The sequence below is a fragment of the Paractinoplanes rishiriensis genome (genome assembly GCF_016862375.1).
Classification (GTDB): Bacteria; Actinomycetota; Actinomycetes; order Mycobacteriales; family Micromonosporaceae; genus Actinoplanes; species Actinoplanes rishiriensis.
This window is the reverse complement of record NZ_BOMV01000061.1, coordinates 108,669-131,835: the sequence shown is the minus strand read 5'-3', so window position 1 is coordinate 131,835 and position 23,167 is coordinate 108,669. Positions and strand designations below refer to the sequence as shown.

Here is a 23,167-nt window from a genome sequence, read left to right as displayed (position 1 = left end):
AGTGCTTAACCGTCGTGCGTGCGGGAAAGTCTCGGTGCCGTCGCCATGCTTGCGATCTCGTCCTCGGCCACCGACTGGGTACGCAGGCCGAGCATGTCCAGCCACTCGACCAGTTGCCGGTGGATGCTGTCCGGCCCGTCCAGCTCCGGCTGGCTCACCGGCCACCGGGACGGGTGCACCAGCACCGCGTCGGTCTGCCAGCCGCCCAGGCCGCCGTGCGAGCCGACCAGTTCCTCGAAGGCCGACACCTCCTCGGTGACCGGGTCCACCGAGGAGATCAGCACCAGGTCGCCGACGTGCTCGCACTCCTGGTGCCGCAGCAGGTCGTGGCGGGCGTGCGGGCCGTACGGCAGCAGCGGGTCGACGCCCTCGACCACCCCGTCGCGCAGCCGGTGCCGGCCGGACGTGCCGATCGCCACCGGCCCGCCGGCGTCCCGCACCACCACCAGGCCGATGCCCGGGTGGATGGCCAGCCCGGGAATCAGCCGCGGATAGATCGCGTCGATCTCGGTGCGGTCCAGCCGGTGCCGGTGCCGGGTGAGGTAGAGCAGCGAGAGGTTGCCGGACGAGACCACCAGCAGCGGCGCGACCGGCTGCGGCAGGTCGGCGTCCGGCGAGGCCTCGGCCGGGCCGGGCGGGGCGTCCGCGCCGTCCGGGCCGGCCAGCCGGTCCACCACGTCTTTCAAGGTTTCGCCGTAGCGCTGCCGGAACGTGGCGCCCTGGCTCTGGCCGTGGTCGGAGAGCACCACGAGGTGGTACCGCCGGGCGGCCTCGGGCGCCAGCCGCTCCAGCACGCCGAGCATCCGGTCGAGGCTTTCCAGCTGGCGCATCGATTCCGGCCGGGCCGGGCCGGCGTGGTGCGCCACCTCGTCGTAGTCGACCAGGTCGCAGTAGATCGCCGGGGCGCCGCGGGCCATCTGCTCGGCCATCAGCGACACGTTCACGTCGCGCAGCAGCATGGACGCCGGGCGCAGGGCCAGGAACGCGCCGGAGCGGCTCACCCTGGGCAGCAGGTTGCGCCGGCGCTGGAGGCGGGCCTGGTGCAGCTCGGTGAAGACCTCGCCGACGCCGAGCACGAGGGCGCGGGTGAAGCCGTACGGGGAGGCCATGAACGCGGCCCACCCGCGCGCCGACCGGCCCGGCAGCCGGGCGTGGCTGACCGTCAGCAGGCTCACCGCCGCGTCCCCGCTGAACGCGTTGCCGATGCTCACCCCGCCGTCGCGCAGCAGCCCCCGGCCGTCGCTGAGCCGCGGCTCGATCACGGCGGCGTCGCGCGGCCGGTTGGACACCATCAGCTTGCCGGCGTCCTTCTCGTACCAGCGGAAGGCCGGGATCAGCCGGCTGGCGCCGTGCATGATGCCGGCCTGCGAGGCGGGCGTGGTGGACGGTAGCCCGGTGTGCCAGCCGCGCATGGTGTGGCTGCCGGAGCGCAGCCAGTGGCCGAGCGTGGGCAGGTTGCCGGCCCGCACCGCCCAGCGCAGCACCGGCTCGGACAGCCCGTCGAGCTGCACCATGAGCAGGCCCGGCTCGGTGCCCGGGCGGGGCCGGCGCAGGGTCAGGATCGGGCCGCCGGCCTGCCGCGCCTGCCGCCGCCGCACCCCCCGCATGAGGCGCTTGGCCTCCTTGACGAAGGTGTCGTCGGTGCCGCTGTCCACCATCCAGTCGACGATGGCCGCGAAGATCACCGCGAAGATGGCGGCGAGCACGAGCGACGGCAGCCCGCTGATCTGGTTGGCCGGGTCCAGTTCCAGCGCCACCACGATCACCACGACCTGGGCCACCACGCCGAGCAGCATGGCGCCCCAGCCGCCCAGCGCCACGATGCCGACCAGCAGCAGCGGCCGAAGCACCGCGCCCACCCCGGCGACCACCAGCACCAGGCCCAGCACGTCCACGATGTCGGCCCTGGCCACGCCGGGCATCAGCCAGAGTGTGGTGGTCAGCACGAAGAAGGTCACCAGCGCGCTGCGCAGCACGGCCCGGGTGCGGTTCCAGATCCGGCGCGGGCTCAGCAACGCGCGCAGCTCGCCACGCCAGTCCCGGATGCTGGGGGCTGGTGCGGGTTCGTGCGGACTGACGGCCACCGCAAAACAATCGCACAGCCAGGGCTTACGGTGGCCGGGCGTGCCGGGAATCACCCCGGTATGGAACTCCCACCCGTTCGGGGGAAGACCCCGGCCACGGCGGCCCGGCGGCGGATAGGTTGCCTCCGGTGCGCCTGCGACTTCTGCTCGTCACCCTCGTCACGCTCGTCGTTGCGGGGTGCGGCGACGCCTCGCCACAGCCGCGTCCGGCGCCCGACCCGAAGGTGGTCGGCTATTTCACCAACTGGGGCGTGTACGGCCGCGACTTCCAGGTGAAGGATCTTGACACCACCGGCCAGGCGACCCGCCTGACCCATCTCGTTTACGCGTTCGGCAGGCTCGCCGACGGCCGCTGCACGGTCGCCGACGCCTGGGCCGACCACGACAAGCCGATGCCGGCCGCGGACAGTGTGGACGGTGTCGCCGACCGGCCCACCGACCCGCTGCGCGGCAACTTCGGCCAGCTGCGCAAGCTCAAGGCCAAGCACCCGAAGCTGCGGGTGATCTGGTCGTTCGGCGGCTGGACCGGTTCGGCGGGCTTCACCGAGGCGGCCCGCGACCCGGCCGGGTTCGCCGCGTCCTGCCACGCGCTGCTCGGCGATCCCCGCTGGTCCGGCGTCTTCGACGGGATCGACGTCGACTGGGAGTACCCGAACGCCTGCGGGATGGCCTGCGACACCAGCGGCCGGGACGCGCTGGCCCGCGTGCTGGGCGCGCTGCGCTCGGCGTTCGGCGACTCCGCGCTGATCACCGCCGCGGTCCCCGCCGACCTGGGCAAACTCGCCGCCGCCGACTATCCGGCCGCGGCCCGCGAGGCGAACTGGCTCAGTGCCATGACCTATGACTACTTCGGCACCGGTTCGGCCGGGACCGGCGACACGGCGGCCCGGCACCGCACCGAACCGCATTCGCCGCTCACCGCGTATCCGGGCATCCCGCGCGACACCGCCACCACCACCGCCACCGTCACCGAGCTGCTGCGCCTCGGCGTCCCGGCCGGGAAACTCCTGCTGGGCATCGGTTTCTACGGCCGCGGCTGGTCCGGCGCGAGCGAGGCCGACCCGGGTGGCTGGGCCGAGGCGCCGGCGAAGGGCAGGTTCGAAAAGGGCATGGAGGACTACAAAATCCTGGCCGTACGCTGCCCGCCCACCGGCACGATCGGCGGCACCGCCTACGCACACTGCGGCGACCAGTGGTGGTCCTACGACACCCCCGAGACGATCAAAACCAAGATGGCGTACGCGCGCAGCAGGTCGCTGGCCGGCGCCTTCGTCTGGGAACTCGCCGGCGACACCCCGTCCGCCGACCTGCTGACCGCGGTGTCCACCGGCCTGTCCCCGTCCTGAGGCTTAGAACGTGGTCCCGTTCCGGCCGCAGAGCTCAGCCGATCTGCACCCAGACGTTGTCGAGGGCGCCGTTGAACTGGTCGTTGTCGGCGAACGCGCCCTTGCCGCCGATGCTCATCGGCCGGTCGTTGGCGACCGAGAGCCGGGCCGGCACCGCGGTGCGGCCGCGGACCACCCCGTCCACCAGCACCGAGAGGCTGCTGCCGGCGCGGCGGCACTGCACCGCGTGCCAGCGGCCGTCGGCGACGCTCACCGCGCTGGTGGCGATGCGGATCGCCGGGCGCCGCCGGTCCACCAGGACGCAGCTGGGCCGGCCGGCCGTCCCGTCGATCTGCAGCTTCCACTGGCTGTTCGAGCCCCGGTAGCCCTTCTGCACGACGTTCTGCCCGGCGCTGGTCTGGCCCGGCGGCAACAGCACGTCGGCGCCGAACGCGATGTTGCGCACGCCCGGGTTGAGGTCGGCCGAGCTGGGTGTCTGGAGCGCAACGTGCGGGCATACCGGCTGACCGCAGCGCGGCGGGAAGGCGAGCGCCGAACCCTGGCCGTGCACGACCGAGCGGACCGTGCCGCCATGCCCGGACACCACGGTGAGGTTGTGCCCGTGTCCGGATTCGTCGAGGATCGCGCCGGAGCGCCCGTTGAACGTGTACCGAGCCGTGATGGTTCCCGTCCCCTGCTCCGGGATGACGGCGCCGGCGGCGCTCGGAGCGGCAACGGTGGAGACGGCGACTAGCAGCATGCCGAGCCAACGTGATCGCATGCCCGAATTATTACTTGTGAACCATATGTCCCGAGTGACATCCGGCCCGCAAACCGGACGATCATCGTCGGCCGAGCGGGCTAATCCTTCCCGGGGTCGGCGCTGTCCAGCGGCACGGCCTCGCCCCGGACCAGTCCGAGTTGGACACCCTGCCGGCCCAGCACCGCGTCGAGCAGCCAGTCGCCGGCCACCCGCACCCGGTTGCCCGGCATCGAGAGCAGGTGGTAGCCGCGGGTCACCGCCTTGGCCACCAGCCCCTTGAGCGGGATGCCGAGCGGGTTGGCCGCCGAGTCCAGCCCGCCGAGATCAACCACAAAACCCAGATCATGGTGCTTGTACGCGCGACGCCGTCCCCGCCCGTACGAGGCCGCGATGTTGCCGGCCGCGGTGGTGCCGTGCCGGACCGCGTGCTGGGCGGTCATCCCGGTGATCTCGCCGGGCCGGGTGAGGTCGGGCACCGCGGCCGCGTCGCCGATCGCGTAGACGTCCGGATAGCCGGGCACCGTCAGGAACTCGTCGACCACCAGCCGGCCCTCGATCATGGGCAGCCGGGTGCACGCCACCACCGGGTCGGGACGCACCCCCACACACCAGATCAGCGAACGCGTCGGCACGAACTCGCCGGTCGACAGGCGTACCCCCGCCATTGTCGCCTCTTGCACGCTGGTCTTGAGCAGGACCTCGACGCCGCGCTCCCGCAACACCTCCGCCGAGGTGGTGGCCAGCCGCGGGTCGAGCGACGGCAGCACCCGGTCGGCCGTATCGAGCAGCAGCCAGCGGGGCCGGCCGTGCAACTCCGGCCAGGGCCCGGTCAGCTGCGCGGTCTGGAGCACGCCCTGAGCCGCCACCTCGGTGCCGGTGTAGCCCGCGCCGACCACCACGAACGTGCAGCGCGCGGCCCGCTCCTCGGCGTCGGTGGCGGTGCCGGCCATCTCGATCTGCCGGGTGATGTGGTCGCGCAGGTAGAGCGCCTCGGCGATGCCCCGGAAGCCGTGCGCGTGCTCGATGACCCCGGGCACCGGCAGCAGCTTGTTGACGCTGCCCACCGCGATCACCAGCCGGTGGTAGCCGATCGCGCCGGGCCGCCCCTCCGGGTCGCGGAAGCTGACCGTGCGCCCGTCCAGGTCGAAGTCGTCCACCTCGCCCAGGATCAGCCGCACCCTGGGCAGCGCCGCCGGCAGCGAGACGGTGACCCGGCGCGGCTCCAGCAGCCCGGCCGACACCTCGGGCAGCAGCGGCAGATAGAGGAAGTAGTCGGTCGGGTTGATCAGCACGATATCGGCACCGCCCCGGGACAGCTGGGCGAGCTTGCGGGCCGCCGAGAATCCGGCGAAACCAGCACCGACGATCACGATCCGGGGACGGGCCATGCCATCGAAGTTAGCGACATTTGCGCCTGCCCGAACGGGTGAGTCGGGAAATCGGCCGAACGTACGTCGACCGGGCATTCGTTTATGCGCGTCTTTCCATGTGTCGGCCGGTGCCCACACGGGGAGGCATCGCCCGGCGGATCCTCACGGATTGCTGGGGCGATCAGGCGGAAGGAGAGGAGCGTGGGCGGGATCGCGGTGGTTGAGCCGCGTAGGTACGCTCACGTTTCTTTCCACTCCCCGATCGGACACCCGGAAATGGACGCCCGAGAGGCCGACTATGCGCATTTCGTCCGCACCCGGACGCACGCATTGTTGCGCTCAGCGTACCTTTTGACCGGAGATCAGCACCTAGCCGAGGATCTCGTCCAGGAAGCGCTGGCCCGCACGCACCGCGCCTGGCTCCGGCTGGAACGCGCCGAGCACGCAGAGGCGTACGCGCGCAAGGTGATGTATCACGCACAGGTCTCGTTCTGGCGCCGCCCGCGGGTTGCCGAGGTGCTGCCCGGCGAGCTCGACCCGGACGCCGCCGCCAGCCACGACCCGGCCGAGGCCGCGGTGCAGCGACTCACCCTGCGCCGGGCCCTGCTCGGGCTGAGCGCCAAGCAGCGCGCCGTGATCGTGCTGCGCTTCTTCGAGGACCGCACCGAGGCCGAGGCCGCCCAGCTGCTCGGCGTCTCGGTCAGCACGGTCAAGACCCAGACCGGCCGGGCGCTGGAGCGGCTGCGCACCCTGGTGCCCGACATCCGGGTGCTCACCGAGGCCCGGGAGCAGGGCCGGTGACCGCCCCCGACCGGCTCCGCGAGTCACTGCACGACCTCGCCGACCGGGCCCAGCCGGCCGACCTGTACGCGGGCGCGGTACGCCGGTCCCGCGGCATCGCCCGCCGCGAGGCCACCGTCGGCACCGCCGCGGCGCTGGTCGCGCTCGCCGTGCTGGCCAGCGGGCTGTGGCGCAACGCGCCGCGGAGCGAGCCGCCGGAGGTGCAGGTGGCGCTTCGGTCGCCGGTCGCGTCCCCGATCGAGCCGGCGACGCCGGTCTTGCCGTCGCCGGTGCCCACCACGCCGGCCGCGGCACCCCTGCTGACCAAGCCGGCCACCGCCACCGCGCGCCGGAAAAACCAGCCCATGCTCGCCGTGGGCACCCCCGTGCCGCAGTCCCGCGCCCTCGCCGACCTGCCCGGCCACGTGTTCTACGAGCAGACCGGCGACCGGCCGGACGTGGTCAAGCTGTTCCCGGCCGACGGCGAGGCCAGCACGGTGCTGTCCGGCGCCCCGTCCGCGGTCGGCGTCTCGCCGGACGGCCGCCGGATCGCATACGCGCGGGACGGCAACCTGCTGGTCGCCAGGACCGGCGGCGGCGAACCGGACCGGCTGGCCACCGGGGTGTCCTCCGCCAATCAGGCGCCGACCTGGTCACCCCAGGGCGACCAGCTGCTGGTCGGTACGTCCGCGCCGACCATCCTCGACATCGAAACCGGCACGCTGATCCCGCTGCCGGCCGGGCTCGAGGGCGGCCTGCACTTCCGCTGGTCCGGCGACGGCAGCAAGCTGGTCTTCGCCACCGCCTACTGCGCGCTGCAGGTCGTCGGGAGCGCCGACGGGGCGGCGTCCGCGGTGCCGATGCTCGGCGACCGGCAGCCGGTGGACAACCCGGACGGCCTGGCCGCGTGCCGCCCCACCAGCGTGGACTTCGCCGGCGGCCGGGTCACCGTGCCGCTGCAGACCACCGGCGGCAACGACGGCTCCCGGACGGCCGACGCGGTGGTCGACACCGCCACCGGCGACGTGATCGCGCTGCCGGTGACCGGGAGCGTGGTGGGCGCGGTGTTCGACCCGGACGGCAACCTGCTGGTGCGCTCGCTGCACGAGGGGGTGCGGACGCTGTCGCTGTTCGCCAGCGACGGCACCACCTTGCTGGTGCAGGCGCCAGAGCCGGCCGCCCTCGGCGAGCTGGCCCTGCTCGCGTACACGCGTTAGCGGTTGTCCTTGCGGCCGAACAGGCGGAAGCCGCGCTTCTTCTTCTCCGGCTCGGGGGCGACCTCGCCGTTGAGCACTGCGAGCCGGTGCTGGGCCACCGGGTTCTCCGGTTCCATCCGCAGCGAGGTGAGCAGCGCCTGCCGGGCCTGGTCGAGGTGGCCGAGCGCGTCCAGCGTCACGCCGTGCGTGAAGTAGTAGTGCGCCTCGTTCGGGTCCAGCCCGATCGCCGTGCGCGCGGCCTGCTCGGCGTCCGCGAACTGCCGGTCGGCGGCGAGCAGCGCCCAGGCCACCCGGTCGTGCCAGAGCGGGTTCTGCGGTTCGGCGATCACCGCCCGGTATGCCATGGTGACCGCCTCGTCGTGCCGGCCGAGCAGGCTCAGCGCCCGGCTCGCGATGGCCAGCGACCGGGTGTTGTCCGGCGCCAGCTGGATGGCCCGGTCCACCGCCGCCAGCGCGGCCGTGGTCTGGTCGAGCGCCAGCCGGAGCCGGGCCATCAGGTTCCAGCCCTCCACCGACGCCGGATCGGAGGCCAGCACCGGTTCCAGCGTGCTCACCGCCTTCTCCAGTTCGAGCTGGTCGAACAGGGTAGAGGCACGGGCGATGCCGAGCTCGGTGGGAGTCGAGACCGCCGTCTGCTGCTGCGGCCTCGACGCGGGGTGCTCGAGGTCGGAGGTCACACGGTCATCTTCGACCGAATACGGCATTTCGGGAGCGGATTCCGCGGAAACCACCTCTCCGGGAGCGGTGCCGCCGGACGATGACGACCAGGCACACAACGGCGACAACCACCAGCAGCAGGGCAGCGAGCGACAGATACCAGTGCGTCTCGGTGGCGCCGGCCTCCAGCACGATCGCGGCCGCGATGCAGAGGATCACCGCCCACCACAGCGCCAGGTCGACCCGGTCGGTGCGCGCCTTCGTGCGGGCCGCCGAGATCGAGATCAGCCGGACCGCGAAGGCACCGAGCGCGGCGCAGCCGAGCAGCCGTCCCAGCCAGCCGGCCGGCGCGACCGTGGCACCGATCAGCAACACCAGGCAGACGGCGGCGCCGATCGCGGCGATCCGCTGCCGGCCCTCGGCTAGCAGGCCACGCAGGTACGCGCGCAGCGGGCGGTCCAGCCGGCACACGAAGTAGGCGGCGGTGCCCAGCGGTGCGGCCGCGGCCACCCCGGCCAGCAGCCGCGCCCCGCTCACCGAGATCTCGGTCATCCGCCAGCCCACGTACGCCAGCACGGCCAGCAGCAGGGTGGTGTAGACCAGGAACCGCCGCAGCGCCACGTCGAGCATCACCCGGCTGGCCTGCTGCCGCGGGTCGGCGCGCAGGGCGCCGGCCAGGCCGCTCGCGCCGCGGGCCAGCCGGCCGAGCGCGAACGGGTTGCGGTGCACCACGTCGAGCGTGGCCAGCTCGTGCCGGGCCACCGCGTTGTCCGGTTCCAGCGCCAGCGCGTCGTGCAGCGCCTGCCGGGCCCGGGCACCGTGGTCCAGCTGCTTCATCACCATCGCGTACGTGATCCGGAAGTCCGCCTCCTGCGGGTCGAGCCGGACCGCGACCCGGGCGGCACGCTCGGCCTCGACCCCGCGCCGGCCGTCGCCGAGCAGCGCCCAGGCCACCCGGTTGTGCCGGAACGCGTTCTCCGGTTCCAGCCGCGCGGCCCGCTGGGCCGTCTCGACCGCCTCGTCGTGCCGGTCCAGCCCGCTGAACGCCCGGCTCAGCGCCCCCAGCGCCTCGGCCGAGTCGGGCTCGGCGGTGACCGCCTGCCGCGCGGCCCGATGGGCCAGCTCGGGCCGCTTCAGCGCGAGCTGGGCGTGGGTCATCAACACCAGGGCCCGTACGTTGTCCGGTTCGGCCGCGATGACCGGCCCGAGCAGGCCGGCCGCGGCCGCGGGATCGCCGCGCTGGTACTGCGTGGCGGCGAGGGCCACCGCCGTGGCAGGGACGGTCATGTCCGGCGGCCCCCTCCCCTATCGCAGTTGGATGACGGCTTCCACGATCAACCAAATGCCGAAGATAGCGAAGAGTGCGGCCGCACCGTACTTGATGAATTTTTCGGGCAGGTGCCGGCCGAGCATCCGGCCCACCAGGATGGCCAGCGCGTCGGCGGCCACCATGCCGACCGTCGAACCCAGCCAGGTGCCGAACCAGCCGTGCTGGGTGGCCAGCGTGATCGTGGCCAGCATCGTCTTGTCGCCGAGCTCGGCCAGGAAGAACGCGCCGCCCACGGCCAGCACGGCGGATCCCGTACTGCGCTCGGCCTTGGTTTTTTCGGCGTCGGTGAGCTCGTCGCCGCGCAGGGTCCAGGCGCCGAACGCGAGGAAGGCGAGACCGGCGATCAGCGAGATCCACCCGGTCGGCAGGGTGGCGCCCAGGCCGTAGCCGATGCCGACCGAGACGGCGTGCACCACCGCGGTGGCCACCGTGATGCCGATGAGCACCGGCACCAGTTTGAAGCGGGTCGCGAAGGTCATGGCCATGAGCTGGGATTTGTCGCCCAGTTCGGCCACGAAGATGACCGCGAAACTGATCGCCGTAGCGGCGAGAAAACCTTCCACGAGAACTCCCGGTGTATCAGGACCGGGAGGAAGCTGCTCGGGGCGACCTCGACCCGGCCGTCGTCAAACAGCCAAGTCGAAGGTCTCGCTCGCCTCCGCAGAGGCCGCGCGGCCGGAACCCGGAGACCAGCGTCAGCCGGAAACCGGGGTCAGTATGTCGACCGCGACGTTGGGAGCTACTCCCCTTCGCATGGTCGAGCATATCCAGCGCGGCGGGCCGGCCGCCCGGGTTGGTGGTGCGTGTCACCCGCCCGGGCGGCCGGAGGCACTACCGGCCGTCGATCAGCCGCCGCAGCTCGAGCCGCTTGCCGGCGGGCTTGTCGCCGTTCGTCGGGTCCGGCTGCGCGACCGGCGGGCAGTGCTTGTCGGACCGCTCGCCGGACCGCCGCTTGGGCAGGACACCGGTGGCCAGGTAGTCCGCCACCACGTTGTCGACGCACTCGCCGCCGAACAACGAGCCCGAGTGGGTGGTGCCGCCGACGCCCTCGACCAGGACGGCTTTCGGGAACCGCTTGCGCGTCTCGAGCGCGCCGGTGAACGGGGTGGCCGCGTCCAGCGTCTCGCTGATCAGCAGGATCGGCGGCACGGTCTCGCCGGAGACGGTGACCGGGATGCCGGCCTTGGCGGGCCAGGTCCGGCAGGGCGCGTTGTACCAGGCGTTGGCCCAGGTCTCGAACGGCGCCCGGCGATGCATCTCCCAGTTGTCCGCGGTCCACTTGGTCCAGCTCAGCGGCCACTGCACGTCGGTGCACTGCACGCCGAGATAGACCGCGTAGCCGTTGTCGGCGTCCTTGGTCTGCGGGTTGTCCTTGTCGTAGAGCTTCTTGAGCGGCTGCGGGTCCCGCTTGTGCACCCAGGCGTTGAACGCCTGCGCGATGTCCTCCCAGCCGAACACGTAGTAGCCGGCCTGCAGGAAGATGTCGGTGAGCTCGGACGGCCCGATCACCCCGGCGGCCGGCGCGGTGGCCAGCTTGGCCTTCTCGGCATAGAACCGCTTGGCGACGACCTTGCCGGTCCTTCCCAGCCGGTAGACCTTGTCGTACTTGGCCAGCCAGGCGAAATAGACCTGCATGTTGTGATCGAAGGCTAGGTCCTGATCGAGGTTCGAGTCGTACCAGACCCGGGCCGGGTTGACGACACCGTCCAGGACCATCCTGCCGACCCGGGACGGGTACCGGGTGGCGTAGACCTGCCCGAGGTAGCTGCCGTACGAGAACCCGTAGAAGTTGATCTTCAGGGCACCCAGCGCCATCCGCAGGCTGTCCATGTCCCGGACGGTGTCCAGGGTCTTGAGGTGGTGGAGCAGCGCGCCGCCGGACCGGGCGCACGCCTTCGCGTACCCCTCGGCACGCTGGAGCCAGGTCTTCTCGATCGCGGCGGTGGTCGGCACGTACTCCGGCCGGCGGTATCCGGCGTAGTCGTGGTCGCAGCTCAGTGCCGGCTTGCTCGCACCCACGCCGCGAGGATCAAAACCAATCCAGTCGTACGCCGCACCCGCGCTCCTCGGGACATGCGCACCCAGCGAGGCAAGACCGAGGCCCTTCCCGCCCGGCCCGCCCGGGTTGACCAGCATGACGCCCTGGTACTTGTCCTCCGGCACGGTGTGCTTGATCCGTGAGACGGCGATCTGAATCGTCGCCGAGCCGGGCTTGTCATAGTCCAGCGGTACGGTCAGCAAAGCGCACTCTGCCTTGCGCGTCTGCAGGTTCGTGTCGGCGCACGTGCCCCAGGTCAGCGGCGGGTAGCCGGGCTTCGCCGCGCGCCCATCCGCCCGGGCACCGGTCGCCGTGGCCCCACTCACCACGGACCCGGTCACCGCCAGGGCAACGGTGACGGCCGTCGCCAGAAGTCTCTTCATGCCTACCCCTTGTGTCCGATTCGCCCCCTTATGCTCTGATGCTCGGCCGCCTCAGCTCCGCCGCCCACGCCGGGGCGTCCCTCACGAGGTGATAAACAGACCGGTCTGCCGCCGTTTCCGCCCGCTCTGCCTAGTGTCGCGTTTATGGCTATTTCACCTGTTCCATCCCCGCGGTCATCCCCGCGGAAGCCGTCCGCGCGCGCCCGTCTGCTGGCCGCCGCCGACGAGCTGTTCTACACCGAGGGCGTCCACACGGTCGGCATCGACCGCATCATCGAGCGGGCCGGCGTCGCGAAGGCGTCGCTGTACAGCGCGTTCGGCAGCAAGGAGGAGCTGGTACGCGCGTACCTGGAGAACCGGCACCGGGCCCGGCGCGAGCGGCTACTGGCCGGCCTGGAGCGCTACGACAACCCGCGGGACCGCCTGCTCGGCGTCTTCGACGTGCTGAGCGAGCTGACCACGGCGCCCGGCTTCCGCGGCTGCGCCTTCCACAACGCGAGCGCCGAGTCGGTGACCCCCGGCGGCGCCGTCGAGCAGATGGCCAACGCCAACCGCGCCTGGACCCGGGGCGTGTTCACCGAGTTGGCGGCCGCCGCCGGCGTCGGAGACCCGGCCCTGCTGGCCGACCAGTTCATGCTGCTCTACGACGGCGCCTCGATCGGCGCCCGGATGGACCACCGCCCCGGCACGGCCCTGCTGGCCCGCGAGGCGGCGGCCGGCCTGCTGGCCGCCGCCCAGCTGACCCCCACCACCTGAGCGGATTTCGGAGCGACGCGTTCCCCCGGACGCGCCGCGCCACGTTGCTCCTTGCGATATGGCAGTTATGTCAGCATGCGGAGATGGACGAGCAGACCTTCTGGGACCTGGTCGACCGGATCGGCCACGACCCGGCAGACTTCGACCGGCTGGCCGACGAGCTCTCCGACCACAGCGCCGCCGACATCCGCGACTTCGCCGACCACCTGGCCCGCGCGCTGCACGCGCTGGACACCCCCGCGCACTACCGGGCCGTCGCCACCTCCGGCACGTCGTTTCTGGGCGTACGCTGCGCCGCCGTCGCCGCCGGCGCCAGCGCGTACCGCCAGGTCCTGAGCGCACCGGCCACGCTGGCCTCGTTCGCCGGCCGCCCCGGCACCCAGCTGCTGCCGCTGGCCGAACGCGCCTACCGCACCTCCACCCGCAACGCCTGGCAGCACCAGCCCGCGGTGAGCACCCGCACCGGCTCCAACGTGGCGGCCTGGGGCGACTCCTGGCTGCGCCCGCACATGGGCACCACCACCGGCGACGGCCGCGCCCCGCGCGACTACATGATCGTCCTGCGCCACGTGGCCCTCACCCTGGACGCCGACCCGGCCTGGCGAGCCTGGTGGCGCCAGTCCGGCCTGTCCGCGTGCGAACTGGGCATAGTGGCCGAGGGCAAACTCGACCACCTGCGCCCGAGCGCCGACATCCGCCGCTTCGACGACCGCCTCAAGGCCAACTTCACCTGCGCCCTGCCCACCGGCCCCGACGCCGACCTGCCCACCCGAGCGGTGGCCGAGGTCCGCGCCATGTTCGAGGTGATCGGCCAGGCGATGTCGCTGCCGGCGCTGCCACCGACCCCACCGGTCCCGGCGCTGCCCTCCGACGTCCCCGAGGTCCCGGTGACCACCAAGGCGCTGCCCTCGGCCCCACAGGACCTGGAGGCGCAGGGCTACCTGACCCTGGCCCAGATCCAGGAGTTCTTCGGTTAGTAGGTGAGCGCCACCAGTTCTCTCAGCTGGTCGAGCGCAGCTCGTGGCAGCTCCTGGCCGGCCGTCGCCAGCAGGCCCGTTCGGATCACCGCGTAGATCTCCTCCTGCGCCTCCCCCGGCAGGTCGGGGATCCACAGGTTGCCGAGATTTTCCTCGACCACCGTGCGCAGCAACTCCGCCGTCTTTTCGTCGGCGACTCGCGGGATCAGGTATTCCAGGGTCCAGTCGAAGAGGGCGCCGGACGTCTGCCAGTCGCGGCCCTCGCGGACCATGATCAGGGCGGCCATCATCGCCCCAGGATGAAGACTCGGGGGGCCAGGCGGCGTTCGGCGATGAAGGTTGCCACCACCTCCACCTGGGCGGGGGTGAACAGGGTGACGTCCACCGGCACCAACTCCGCCTTGTTGAGGTGCAGCACGATCTGTTCGGAGAAGCGGCGCCACTGCTGGTCGAAACGGCCGGCCGCGAACGGGCCCACCGCGTCGTAGGAGATGCCGCGCTCGTCGAACCAGTCGGCTCGGGACCAGCGCGGGGCTCGGGTGAGACGGACGCCCAGGGTGACCTCGATACGCACCGCGGTCTCGGCCTCGTTCGGGCGGAACCGGCCGGTTGCGGTGTCCATGCCCAGCGCCAGGACGCGGGTGGCCTCCAAAACAGAAGCGGCGCGCTGCTTTCGCAGCGCGCCGCTCAGAAGTCCCGTCCACGACCAGCCGGGATATGTCAGGGGATATATCGACATGGCGTTCACCTCTTCACTCGCTCGGGGCGATGTGCGCCGGGTGTGCGCTGGCTGGGGATGTCCGGCGCCGCTTGGGGAGTCACGACGACGGGCACACCGCCCTGGCCGATACCCGCGTAGATCACGGGGCGTGTGCCGCGCAGCGCGGCGCCGTGGAGCGTGCCGCCGAGGACGGCCAGTGCCGGCGGCACCAGCCACACGAGCGACGATTCGGGTGGAACGCCCAGCAGGCCGGGCAGGTTCCATAATGCCAGGTAACACAGGGTTCCGATGGCCACAGTGGACAGGATCGGGGCCAGGAAGCGACCCCAGGTGCCCTCGCCGTTCGGCACCCGGTTGAGGTGCAGCAGCGCGGACAGACCGGTGGCCAGCAGAATCAGCAGGATGCCGACGCCACCGACCACGCTCAGGCGGCTGGCCAGGATTGTCGGCGCGGTGACGCCGGCCAGGTAGGCGCCGGTCAGGATCAGGCCGGCGACCAGCGACTGGGTCAGCGAGGCCACCTGCGGCGACCCGGACCGGACCGAGGTGCGGGACAGCGCGGCCGGCAGCACCCGCTCGCGGCCGAGCGCGAACAGGTAGCGGGACATCGCGTTGTGCAGCGCCAGCATCGCGGCGAACAGGCCGACCAGCAGCAGCACCCGGCCGAGCGTGACGGCCCACGGCGCGAGGCGGGCGCCGGCCAGGTCGAAGACGAGTTCCGAACCGCGGGCCCGGGCCAGCCGGGACACCTGGCCGCTGCCCGCGCCGGCGCTCACCGACCAGGCGGCGAACGCGAGCAGCACGGTGAGGATCAGCACGGCCGCGTAGGTGGCGTGGCCGGCCTCGCGGCGGGGGCGCATGACCTCTTCCGCGTACGTGCCGGTGGTCTCGAAGCCGACGAAGGCGAGCGCGGCGACCGCGAGAAGCAGACCCAGCGCCGGGCGGTCGACCGGGCCGGGGATGATCGTGTCGGCGGTGAAGTCGCCGCCGGCCGGCTGGATCACGTTGGCCGCGGCGAAACCGGCGATCACCGCCACCTCGACGATCACCAGCAGGGCGAACAGGCCGCTGGCCACCTCGACGGACAGGAGGCCGCACAGCGCGACGAGCAGCCAGCAGGCCCAGGCCACCATCCACCACTGCGCGTCGATCTGGAACCAGTTGCGCAGCAGCGGCGCCGCGGCCAGGCCGGCGACGCCGTACAGGCCGAGTTGCAGGGCCTGGTAGGAGAGCAGGGCGAGCCAACCGGCGGCTAATCCGCCGGGCCGGCCGAGACCCCGGGAGACGTACGCGTACATGGCGCCGGCGTAGGGCGCCCGGTGGGCCATGGCCGCGTACGCGGCGGCGAACAGCACCAGGACGGCGCCGACGGCCACGATGCTGAGCGGAACCAGGGGCCCGCCGCCACGGGCGTACGCGGCGGGCACCACGAAGACCAGTACGGCGATGGGGGCGGTCGCGGCGATCGCGAAGAAGGTGACGGCGGCCGCGCCGATACGGCCGGGGGCGAGGGTCTGCGACGGTTCATCATCCGTACCCACGGATCAATTGAGCCTGATCGGCCACCGATCTGCCAACTACCCGTATCGGTTCACTCACTTTCGGTCAGCGGATTGGCACATACCACCGTTGACCTCAGGGTTCGATGAGGATTTTCCGACCCACGCCTTGGCGGAACTGGTCCAGGGCGGCGGCGTACGAGGTCAGCGGGCGGCGGTGAGAGACGAAGATCGATGGATCGAGCACGCCGGCCGCCATCAGTTCGCCGGCCCGCTCGAAGCTGTGCAGCACCGCCATCGACCCGGTGATGGTGATCTCGCGGCGGTAGATCTCGTACGGCTCGATCGCCACCCGCGCGTCGTACCCGGCCACACCGAACTGGAGGAATGTCCCGCCACGTCCGACCCGGGACAACCCGTCCCGGATCGCGGCTTCTGCGCCCGTACAGTCAATGACCACATCGAACCCCCGCGGCGCGACCAGCTCCCCGGCCGATGCAACGGCTGCGGAGCAGCCGAGCCGGACCGCGGTGGCCAGCCGCTCCGGGTTCAGGTCCACCATGGACACCGACTCGGCACCAGCCCGCTTGGCGAGTTCCAGCATCATCAGGCCCATCGTCCCGGAACCGTAGATCAGGTACGACGAGGCCAGGTGCCGGGGCAGCACGTCGAAGCCGCGCACCGCGCAGGACAGCGGCTCGATTAGCGCCGCATCCCGGGCCGGCAGGTGCTCCGGCAACCGGAACAGGTTGGCCATCGGCGCCGCCACATATTCGGCCGCGGCACCGGCGACGGTCACCCCGATCGCGCCCCAGTTCTCGCACTGGTTGCCCCGCGCCCGCTTGCAGTAGTAGCAGTATCCGCAGTACAGCGAGGGGTCGACCGCGACCTGATCGCCGACCGCGTAGCCGACCACCGCGGAACCGACCGCGACGATCTCGCCGGCCAGTTCGTGCCCCGGCACGATCGGGTACGCCGGGGCGAACTCACCGTCCATAATGTGCAGATCGGTGCCGCAGATGCCGACCGCCGCCGGCTTGACCACCACCTCGGCGGGGCCGGGCGCGGGGTCCGGCACCTCCTCGATGGCGATCTCGCCGGGGGTGAGGACGACGGCTGCTTTCATTTGACGGCTCCCATCGACAGGCCGCGGTGCAGAGGCGCGCGAGGTAAGTCCCTCGGAAGAGACCGGATGGCCACCATCGTGGTCACTACTTGTACTTCTTAGCCACAGTTTCGGCCTGGGCCTGACCGTTGGCCAGGGCCTTCTCCACTGTAGTGCGGCCCGCGATCGCCGCACTCACCTCCTGCGACACCTTGGTGCCGAGATCGGCGAACTCGGGGATGCCGACGAACTGCACATCCAGCGCGGGCCGCGGTTGCACGCCGGGGTTCTGCGGGTTGGCGTTCTCGATCGAGCCGAGCGTGATGTCGGCGAACGCGGCCGCCGAGCTCCTGTACTCCGGGATCGCGTAGGTCGAGGTGCGCTTGCCGGACGGCAGCCGGGACCAGCCGAGCTTCTCGCCGACCAGCTTCTCGTACTCCTTGCTGGTCGCCCAGGAGAACGTGTTGAGGCACTCGGTGAATCCGGACTGCGGCGCGCCGGACTGGCCGGAGTTGCGCAGCAGATCGACGTAGAACCTGGTCGCGGCCGTGAATTCCGGTGAGAACCAAGTTCCGCCGTACGAGGACGGAGGACTCGCCGTAGAACGGAGCGGCGTACATCTTGCCGTCATCGCCGGTCAGCGACGCCACCATCGGCTTGAGCAGATCATCGACGTCGTACGCGGAATCCGCCCGCGCCTGCGTGGACAACTCGTGCAGCCAGCCGTTCTTGGCCCAGATCGGCACCTCGTACGCGCCCACCGTGGCGACGTCGTACTGTCCGCCCTGGTTGGCGACGTCCTGGGTGACCTTGTCGCGAAGATCGTTCTCCGGGAGGATCGTGAACTTCACGGTGATCCCGGTCTGCTCGGTGAAGTTCTCGGCGATCAGCTTCCGGATGTCCTCCATCTGCGGATTGCCGACCATCTGCGCGGTGATGGTGTGGTCGGCGGTGTCCCCGCCGCTGCCGCCGGTCGAGCCGGCGCCCGAACGCCGGCCGTCGCCAGCAACAGGCCGACGGCGGCCAGGGCGAGTTTTCTGGGCATGGCGGAACCTCCGTTCTATTCGAAAACGGCGAATGCAGAATTGGTGGTTTCTAGACTCGGATCGCGTGCGGTCCGAGCCGGGCATAACGGTGCCGCTCATCGGAAATCATCGCCGTCTCCTCCCGTACCTGGACTATTTGCAAACCGGAGAAACGCAGGTGGCCCGCACCACTGACCCGGTGAGTTCGTTGTTTCGGTGACCGCTTGCCCGGAGCCCATCCGGAACGCATACCGGTCTCATAGCTGATAAACTTCGCAAATCGCGTGCCCGTTTGCCGTGAAACGGTGCCCGCTTCATGCCCGCGGGTGTGCGCTCGGGCGCGCGGGCGGTTTCGCTCAACTGCCGCACGCGCCGGCCGACTGGGAAGCCGTGCTAGCGACACAGCAACTGACAGAGTTCCTGTCCGTGGTCGCCGATCGCCCCGCCGGGCCGGCGGCACACGACGCTGCCGTCGCCTGCGCCGCGCGCGCCCTCGACGCCGACGTGGCGGTACTCATGATCGACAACGGCGTGGTCGCCACCGTCGGGTTGCCGAGCGCCGACGTGCCCGCGTACGCCCTGGCCGAGGTCGCCGCCGGCCGCCGCCACACACTCGACCTCGCCGGCCGGCCGCACGCGGTCACCTACGCCACCATCGGCGGCGCCGAACCCGGCGTGCTGGTGCTCGGCCGCGGTGGCCCGGACGCCGCATTCAGCGCCGAGGAGGTCTGCCTGCTCCGCGGCATGGCCCGGGTGCTCGAATTGAGCCTCAGCTCGCTGCACATGCTCGCCTCCGAGCGCCGCTACGCCGAGGAGAACGACCGCCTGCTCGACTTCCTCCAGCAGCGGCAGCGCCTGTTCGAGCACCTCACCGAGATCCAGCGGGAGATCGCCCTGCGCACCCCACTGGAACAGATCTTCGACCGGGTCACCCGGTCCTGCCGGGAACTGCTCGGCGTCGAGATGTGCACGGTCGGCCTGCTCGAGGCGGACGACCCGGGCCTCGGCAGCCTGGTCGCCGGGAGCGGCATCCCGGCCGAGGTGCTGGCCCAGTGCACCCGCATCCCACTGCCCGCCGCCGGGGTGTCCGGCCTGGCCGTCCTCGGCGACGAACTGGTGATGGTCGAGGACTACACCACCTCGCCGATCGCCGTGCCCGCGATGGCCGCGGCCCGCCTCCAGTCGGTGATGGCCACCCCGATCCACGAGAACGGCCGCCCGGTCGGCAGCCTCACGGTCGGCACGTTCAGCCAGTGCCGGGAGTGGGACAAGTCGGCCCAGGAGATGCTGCGGGCGTTCGCCGAGCACGCGAGCCTCGCGATCACCGACGCACGGACGCTGGAGGCGATGAACCACTCGTTCCTCGACTCGCTCACCGGCCTGGCCGGCCGCGCGCTGTTCCTCACCCGGATGGAGGAGGCACTCGCCACCGCCACCACCGGGGTGGCCGTGCTGATCGTCGACCTGGACCGGTTCAAGGTCGTCAACGACTCGCTCGGGCACCCCGCCGGTGACGCGCTGCTGGTCGGCGCCGCCGAGCGGATCAAGTCCTGCCTGCGCGACGGCGACACAGCGGCCCGGCTCAGCGCCGACGAGTTCGCCGTGCTGCTGCCCGGGATGGCCGACGCCGCCGAGCCGGTGCCGGTAGCCGAGCGGATCCTGGCACTGCTGCACGAGCCGTTCGACCTGGGCTCGGAGGCGTACGTGAGCGCCAGCATCGGCATCGCGTTCAGCGCCCCCGGCGAGGACGACGCGCAGCAGCTGCTGGTCCACGCCGACCTGGCCATGAACCAGGCGAAAAAGCATGGAAAAGACCGGTACGAGGTCTTCGAGCCGGACATGCAGCGTGCGTTCCAGGCGTCCATCGAACTCGAGGCCGACCTGCGACGCGCCGTGGTCCGGCACGAGTTCGAGCTGCGCTACCAGCCGATCGTCAACCTGACCAGCGGCGAGATCACCGGCGTCGAGGCCCTGATCCGGTGGGCCCACCCGACCCGCGGCGAGGTCGCGCCGATGGACTTCATCCCGCTGGCCGAGGAAACCGGCATGATCGTGCCGATCGGCGAGTGGGTGCTGCGCGAAGCTTGCTCCCGGGTCGCAGCCTGGAACGCCCGCCGCTCCGGCCAGCCCATCACGGTCAGCGTCAACCTCTCGGCCGTCCAACTGGAGCAGCCGGCCCTGCCGCTGATCGTGCAGTCCGCGCTGACCTCCAGCGGCCTGCCCGCCGACCGCCTGATCCTGGAGCTCACCGAGTCCCTGCTGGTCGACCACCGCCCGGCCACCCTGACCAGGCTGACAGAGATAAAAGCCTTGGGCGTACGCCTGGCCATCGACGACTTCGGCACGGGCTACTCTTCGCTGGCCTACCTACGCCGTTTCCCGGTTGACATCATCAAAATCGACAAGTCTTTCGTGGACGACGTGGTCGACGAGCCGACGGCCGCCGCCCTGACCCACGGCATAATCCAGCTGGGCCGAGCCCTCCAGCTGTCCACCATCGCCGAGGGCATCGAACACGAGGGCCAGCTGGACTCCTTGGCCGACGGCAATTGCGAGCTGGGCCAGGGCTACTACTTCGCCGAGCCGCTGACCCGGGCAGCCTTGGACGAGCTGCTCTTCCCCGCCGACCCGGCCTGACACCCGCCCCCGCCCCAACCGGCCACTCGCCGCCCGCCCCTCGCGGACCGCTGGCCCGCCTGGGCGCTTTGGCCCGATCTTGGTGATTCGGTCTGTGGGAGCCGGAGTCAGGCCGCTGAGGTCAGCGGGACGCCCGTGAGGAAGGCCGTGAAGTCGGCTGCCGGCATCGGGCGGGCGAAGTGGAAGCCCTGGGCCGCCACGTAGCCCAGTTCGCGCAGGTGGTCGGCCTGGAGCTGGGTTTCTACGCCCTCGGCCACCGCGTGCAGGCCCAGTGAGCCGGCCATCTGGCGGACCGCGGCCGCTACCGGCACCTCGGCCGTGGGGGCTGTCTGGGTGAAGCTGAGGTCGAGCTTCAGCTCGTCCACCGGGACGCCGTGCAGCGTGGTCAGCGTCGAGCTTCCCGTGCCGAAGTCGTCCAGCGCCACCCGGACGCCCAGCGCTCGCAGGCCGCGCACCGTGGCCGCGGCCTCGGCTACGTCCAGCGGGACCGACTCGGTGATCTCCAGGGTGACGCGGCCGGGCTGGATGTCGAACTCGGTCAGCAGCGCGGCCACGGTCTCGATGAGGTCTGGCTCGCGCAGGTCGCGCGCGGACACGTTGACGCTGAGGCCGGGGAGCGCGCCGGCGTCCCAGGTGGCCAACTGGGTCAGCGCCGCGCGCAGCACCCAGCGGGTCAGCGGGACGATCAGGCCGTTGCGCTCGGCGGCCGGCACGAAGACCTGGGGGGACAGCGTGCCGTGGGTGGGGTGGGCCCAGCGCACCAGCGCCTCGGCGCCCAGCAGGCGGCCGTCCTCCAGGGCCACGATCGGCTGGTAGATCAGGAACAGTTCGTCGCGCTCCAGCGCCTGGCTCAGGTCGGCGCCCAGACCGGTCTGGTCGGTGCCGGGCTGGGTCATGTCGGCGGTGTAGTGCAGGTGGGCGGTGCCGGGGATGAGCTTCGCCGCGTACATGGCGATGTCGGCCTGGCGGAGCAGGACGCTGGGGTCGTCGCCGGCGCGGCCGTCGGCGACGCCGATGCTGGCGCGGATCGGCAGTTCGTGGCCGTCGGCCAGGACCGGGGCGGCGAGCGCGGCGATCATGCGCTGGGCGGCCAGGTCGGCGGCGGCCGGGTCGACGCCGTCGAGCACCACCACGAACTCGTCGCCGCCGAGGCGGGCCACCGTGTCCTCGACCCGGATGCAGGCGCCCAGGCGTTCAGCCACCGAGACCAGCAGCTGGTCGCCGACCTCGTGGCCGAGGGTGTCGTTCACGATCTTGAAGTCGTCCAGGTCGATCAGGGCCACGCTGACCCGGCGGTCGCCGGGGGCGGCCAGCGCCTGCTGGAGGCGGTCGTGGAAGAGGACCCGGTTGGGCAGCTGGGTGAGGGCGTCGTGGGTGGCGCCGTGGTCGAGGCGTTTCAGCAGCCGGCCGTTGTCCAGGAACGCGGTGACCTGGCGGATCACCACGACCGCGGTCAGCAGGATGGCGCTGACCACCACCAGCTGGTAGCCGGGCGCCGGTTCGGGGATGGTCACCGCCAGCAGGAGGCCGTCCACCGCGGCCACCGCGACGTACGGCAGCACGCTGAACGACCGCATCCGGGCCGGGCGCTTGCCGCGGCGGGGTCCGTACTCGGCGGCCCGCTGCCGGCGCGACGCCAGTCCCACGATGAAGTAGATGATCGGCAGGTCGATGATGTCCATGTGCAGGCGCGGGTCGCTCTGCACCACAAGCGGGAACATCACCGGGACCAGCGCGCCGATCAGCACCGCGAGGCCGACCAGCCGCAGCGCCGTACGGTCGAGGGCCGACTCGTGCCGGGTGAGCGTCACCTTGGCCACCGCGAAGACCGCGACCATGGCCAGCAGGCTCAGCACCAGCGAGGACCACACGATCTTGGAATCGCCGGTGGCGAACGCGTTCCGGGTGGAGAAATGCCACATGAAGACGGCGCAGCCGAGCATCACCGTGCCGGCGTCGAGCACCACCCGGAACACGCCGCCGCGGGTCTGTCCGCCGAACGGCAGGCGGAACATGGCGTAGACGACCAGGACCACGGCGGCGGCGTGGAAGACCAGTTGGACCGGGGTGGGCGCGGGCCGGGTCGGCATGTCGATCGAGACGAACTGAATGGCCTCGGCCAGAATGCCGCAACCGACCAGGATTGCCACCACACACACATGGCGCCAGAAACGTCTGATCGGTGCCGGCAGGTGCTCGGCCTGTGCGGTCCGCCAGAAATGCACGGTTACCACGCCGGAGCCGATCACGGCCGGCGCCCAGAGCAGCCACCAGGGCAGCACCGGGTCGACCGCGTTGACCGTGAACAGGGCAATCGCCACGACCATGAGGACGCCGGCATGCCGCAACAGGACGTCGGGTCCACCCGTCAAAGCGGACAACCGGGTCCGAAGCGCCCCCATACTTCAGCCTCCTTCTCAGCCTCTGCGCCGCTTCGATCGGTCAGGGGGTCACCGAGGTGAGGAATTGAGCTGTGACGCAGATCCCGGCAAACTTTGGT

20 protein-coding genes and 1 pseudogene are annotated in these 23,167 nt (G+C 71.4%); 7 read left to right on the top strand and 14 right to left on the bottom strand.

All coding sequences use genetic code 11. From position 1 onward, the window contains the following. Window positions 1-5 precede the first annotated feature (5 nt). Window positions 6-2,084 (bottom strand): alkaline phosphatase family protein, encoded by a 2,079-nt coding sequence (locus Ari01nite_RS29285; protein ID WP_203785423.1) that lies wholly within the window; start codon window positions 2,082-2,084, stop codon window positions 6-8. Window positions 2,085-2,212: 128 nt separating this feature from the next. On the opposite strand from Ari01nite_RS29285, the gene Ari01nite_RS29280 reads away from it, so the two are divergent. After that, the gene (locus Ari01nite_RS29280) at window positions 2,213-3,430 is read left to right on the top strand and encodes a glycoside hydrolase family 18 protein (protein ID WP_239163120.1); all 1,218 of its coding nucleotides are present in this window, start codon (window positions 2,213-2,215) and stop codon (window positions 3,428-3,430) included. Window positions 3,431-3,464: 34 nt separating this feature from the next. On the opposite strand, the gene Ari01nite_RS29275 is transcribed toward Ari01nite_RS29280, so the two are convergent. After that, window positions 3,465-4,190, bottom strand: a complete 726-nt coding sequence (locus Ari01nite_RS29275) for a LamG-like jellyroll fold domain-containing protein (RefSeq protein WP_203785422.1) — start codon at window positions 4,188-4,190, stop codon at window positions 3,465-3,467. An 80-nt stretch (window positions 4,191-4,270) separates the two neighbouring features. Beyond that, complete coding sequence (locus Ari01nite_RS29270; protein WP_203785421.1) at window positions 4,271-5,560, bottom strand: NAD(P)/FAD-dependent oxidoreductase; 1,290 nt, start codon at window positions 5,558-5,560, stop codon at window positions 4,271-4,273. Window positions 5,561-5,818: 258 nt separating this feature from the next. On the opposite strand from Ari01nite_RS29270, the gene Ari01nite_RS29265 reads away from it, so the two are divergent. Both Ari01nite_RS29265 and Ari01nite_RS29260 read left to right on the top strand, forming a co-directional pair. Beyond that, complete coding sequence (locus tag Ari01nite_RS29265) at window positions 5,819-6,343, top strand: SigE family RNA polymerase sigma factor (RefSeq protein ID WP_203785420.1); 525 nt, start codon at window positions 5,819-5,821, stop codon at window positions 6,341-6,343. Then, window positions 6,340-7,539 carry a TolB-like translocation protein gene (locus Ari01nite_RS29260; protein ID WP_203785419.1) on the top strand — a complete coding sequence of 400 codons (1,200 nt, stop codon included), beginning with the start codon at window positions 6,340-6,342 and terminating at the stop codon, window positions 7,537-7,539. Before Ari01nite_RS29265 ends, Ari01nite_RS29260 begins: the two co-directional genes overlap by 4 nt. On the opposite strand, the gene Ari01nite_RS29255 is transcribed toward Ari01nite_RS29260, so the two are convergent. From Ari01nite_RS29255 to Ari01nite_RS29240, 4 genes are all read right to left on the bottom strand, one after another. Then, entirely contained in the window at window positions 7,536-8,216 is a 681-nt protein-coding gene (locus Ari01nite_RS29255; protein WP_239163119.1) for a tetratricopeptide repeat protein, read from the bottom strand. The genes Ari01nite_RS29260 and Ari01nite_RS29255 overlap by 4 nt on opposite strands. 4 nt (window positions 8,217-8,220) lie before the next feature. Beyond that, window positions 8,221-9,483 carry a tetratricopeptide repeat protein gene (locus tag Ari01nite_RS29250; protein WP_203785417.1) on the bottom strand — a complete coding sequence of 421 codons (1,263 nt, stop codon included), beginning with the start codon at window positions 9,481-9,483 and terminating at the stop codon, window positions 8,221-8,223. Between the two features lie 18 nt (window positions 9,484-9,501). Continuing rightward, window positions 9,502-10,089, bottom strand: a complete 588-nt coding sequence (locus Ari01nite_RS29245; protein ID WP_203785416.1) for a TMEM165/GDT1 family protein — start codon at window positions 10,087-10,089, stop codon at window positions 9,502-9,504. Window positions 10,090-10,357: 268 nt separating this feature from the next. Continuing rightward, window positions 10,358-11,947, bottom strand: coding sequence for an alpha/beta hydrolase (locus Ari01nite_RS29240; protein WP_203785415.1), 1,590 nt, complete (start codon window positions 11,945-11,947; stop codon window positions 10,358-10,360). Between the two features lie 144 nt (window positions 11,948-12,091). On the opposite strand from Ari01nite_RS29240, the gene Ari01nite_RS29235 reads away from it, so the two are divergent. Together Ari01nite_RS29235 and Ari01nite_RS29230 are read left to right on the top strand one after the other, a co-directional pair. Beyond that, window positions 12,092-12,703, top strand: a complete 612-nt coding sequence (locus Ari01nite_RS29235) for a TetR/AcrR family transcriptional regulator (RefSeq protein ID WP_203785414.1) — start codon at window positions 12,092-12,094, stop codon at window positions 12,701-12,703. Between the two features lie 83 nt (window positions 12,704-12,786). Further along, window positions 12,787-13,680: a DUF4240 domain-containing protein gene (locus tag Ari01nite_RS29230; RefSeq protein WP_203785413.1), complete on the top strand. Its 894-nt coding sequence runs from the start codon at window positions 12,787-12,789 to the stop codon at window positions 13,678-13,680. Here the strand turns inward: Ari01nite_RS29230 and Ari01nite_RS29225 are convergent. From Ari01nite_RS29225 to Ari01nite_RS50135, 6 genes and pseudogenes are all read right to left on the bottom strand, one after another. Continuing rightward, complete coding sequence (locus tag Ari01nite_RS29225) at window positions 13,677-13,970, bottom strand: hypothetical protein (protein ID WP_239163118.1); 294 nt, start codon at window positions 13,968-13,970, stop codon at window positions 13,677-13,679. The genes Ari01nite_RS29230 and Ari01nite_RS29225 overlap by 4 nt on opposite strands. After that, window positions 13,967-14,419: a hypothetical protein gene (locus Ari01nite_RS29220; RefSeq protein ID WP_203785412.1), complete on the bottom strand. Its 453-nt coding sequence runs from the start codon at window positions 14,417-14,419 to the stop codon at window positions 13,967-13,969. Before Ari01nite_RS29220 ends, Ari01nite_RS29225 begins: the two co-directional genes overlap by 4 nt. A gap of 5 nt (window positions 14,420-14,424) precedes the next feature. Further along, entirely contained in the window at window positions 14,425-15,942 is a 1,518-nt protein-coding gene (locus Ari01nite_RS29215; RefSeq protein WP_203785411.1) for an APC family permease, read from the bottom strand. A gap of 94 nt (window positions 15,943-16,036) precedes the next feature. Beyond that, window positions 16,037-17,026: a zinc-dependent alcohol dehydrogenase family protein gene (locus Ari01nite_RS29210; protein ID WP_203785410.1), complete on the bottom strand. Its 990-nt coding sequence runs from the start codon at window positions 17,024-17,026 to the stop codon at window positions 16,037-16,039. A gap of 85 nt (window positions 17,027-17,111) precedes the next feature. Further along, the gene (locus Ari01nite_RS50140; protein ID WP_239163125.1) at window positions 17,112-17,636 is read right to left on the bottom strand and encodes a type 2 periplasmic-binding domain-containing protein; all 525 of its coding nucleotides are present in this window, start codon (window positions 17,634-17,636) and stop codon (window positions 17,112-17,114) included. 1 nt (window position 17,637) lies between these two features. Further along, window positions 17,638-17,913, bottom strand: a pseudogene (locus tag Ari01nite_RS50135) (extracellular solute-binding protein); the annotation flags it as partial. Between Ari01nite_RS50135 and Ari01nite_RS50130 the strand changes: the two are divergent. Both Ari01nite_RS50130 and Ari01nite_RS29200 read left to right on the top strand, forming a co-directional pair. Continuing rightward, window positions 17,846-18,250 (top strand): hypothetical protein, encoded by a 405-nt coding sequence (locus Ari01nite_RS50130; protein WP_239163124.1) that lies wholly within the window; start codon window positions 17,846-17,848, stop codon window positions 18,248-18,250. The pseudogene Ari01nite_RS50135 and the gene Ari01nite_RS50130 sit on opposite strands and share 68 nt — an antisense overlap. 206 nt (window positions 18,251-18,456) lie before the next feature. Beyond that, window positions 18,457-20,667, top strand: a complete 2,211-nt coding sequence (locus Ari01nite_RS29200) for a putative bifunctional diguanylate cyclase/phosphodiesterase (protein ID WP_239163117.1) — start codon at window positions 18,457-18,459, stop codon at window positions 20,665-20,667. Between the two features lie 107 nt (window positions 20,668-20,774). Here Ari01nite_RS29200 and Ari01nite_RS29195 read toward each other — a convergent pair whose 3' ends face one another. Continuing rightward, on the bottom strand, window positions 20,775-23,069 hold the full coding sequence (locus Ari01nite_RS29195) for a putative bifunctional diguanylate cyclase/phosphodiesterase (RefSeq protein ID WP_203785409.1): 2,295 nt from the start codon (window positions 23,067-23,069) through the stop codon (window positions 20,775-20,777). Between the last annotated feature and the right edge of the window lie 98 nt (window positions 23,070-23,167).

What these genes read in the sequence shown, in the direction of transcription:
- Ari01nite_RS29275 (WP_203785422.1), bottom strand. Translation starts at nt 4,190, where the DNA reads ATGCGATCACGTTGGCTCGGCATGCTGCTAGTCGCCGTCTCCACCGTT.
- Ari01nite_RS29270 (WP_203785421.1), bottom strand. Translation starts at nt 5,560, where the DNA reads ATGGCCCGTCCCCGGATCGTGATCGTCGGTGCTGGTTTCGCCGGATTC.
- Ari01nite_RS29265 (WP_203785420.1), top strand. Translation starts at nt 5,819, where the DNA reads ATGGACGCCCGAGAGGCCGACTATGCGCATTTCGTCCGCACCCGGACG.
- Ari01nite_RS29250 (WP_203785417.1), bottom strand. Translation starts at nt 9,483, where the DNA reads ATGACCGTCCCTGCCACGGCGGTGGCCCTCGCCGCCACGCAGTACCAG.
- Ari01nite_RS29240 (WP_203785415.1), bottom strand. Translation starts at nt 11,947, where the DNA reads ATGAAGAGACTTCTGGCGACGGCCGTCACCGTTGCCCTGGCGGTGACC.
- Ari01nite_RS29235 (WP_203785414.1), top strand. Translation starts at nt 12,092, where the DNA reads ATGGCTATTTCACCTGTTCCATCCCCGCGGTCATCCCCGCGGAAGCCG.
- Ari01nite_RS29230 (WP_203785413.1), top strand. Translation starts at nt 12,787, where the DNA reads ATGGACGAGCAGACCTTCTGGGACCTGGTCGACCGGATCGGCCACGAC.
- Ari01nite_RS29225 (WP_239163118.1), bottom strand. Translation starts at nt 13,970, where the DNA reads ATGATGGCCGCCCTGATCATGGTCCGCGAGGGCCGCGACTGGCAGACG.
- Ari01nite_RS29220 (WP_203785412.1), bottom strand. Translation starts at nt 14,419, where the DNA reads ATGTCGATATATCCCCTGACATATCCCGGCTGGTCGTGGACGGGACTT.
- Ari01nite_RS29210 (WP_203785410.1), bottom strand. Translation starts at nt 17,026, where the DNA reads ATGAAAGCAGCCGTCGTCCTCACCCCCGGCGAGATCGCCATCGAGGAG.
- Ari01nite_RS50140 (WP_239163125.1), bottom strand. Translation starts at nt 17,636, where the DNA reads ATGACGGCAAGATGTACGCCGCTCCGTTCTACGGCGAGTCCTCCGTCC.
- Ari01nite_RS29195 (WP_203785409.1), bottom strand. Translation starts at nt 23,069, where the DNA reads ATGGGGGCGCTTCGGACCCGGTTGTCCGCTTTGACGGGTGGACCCGAC.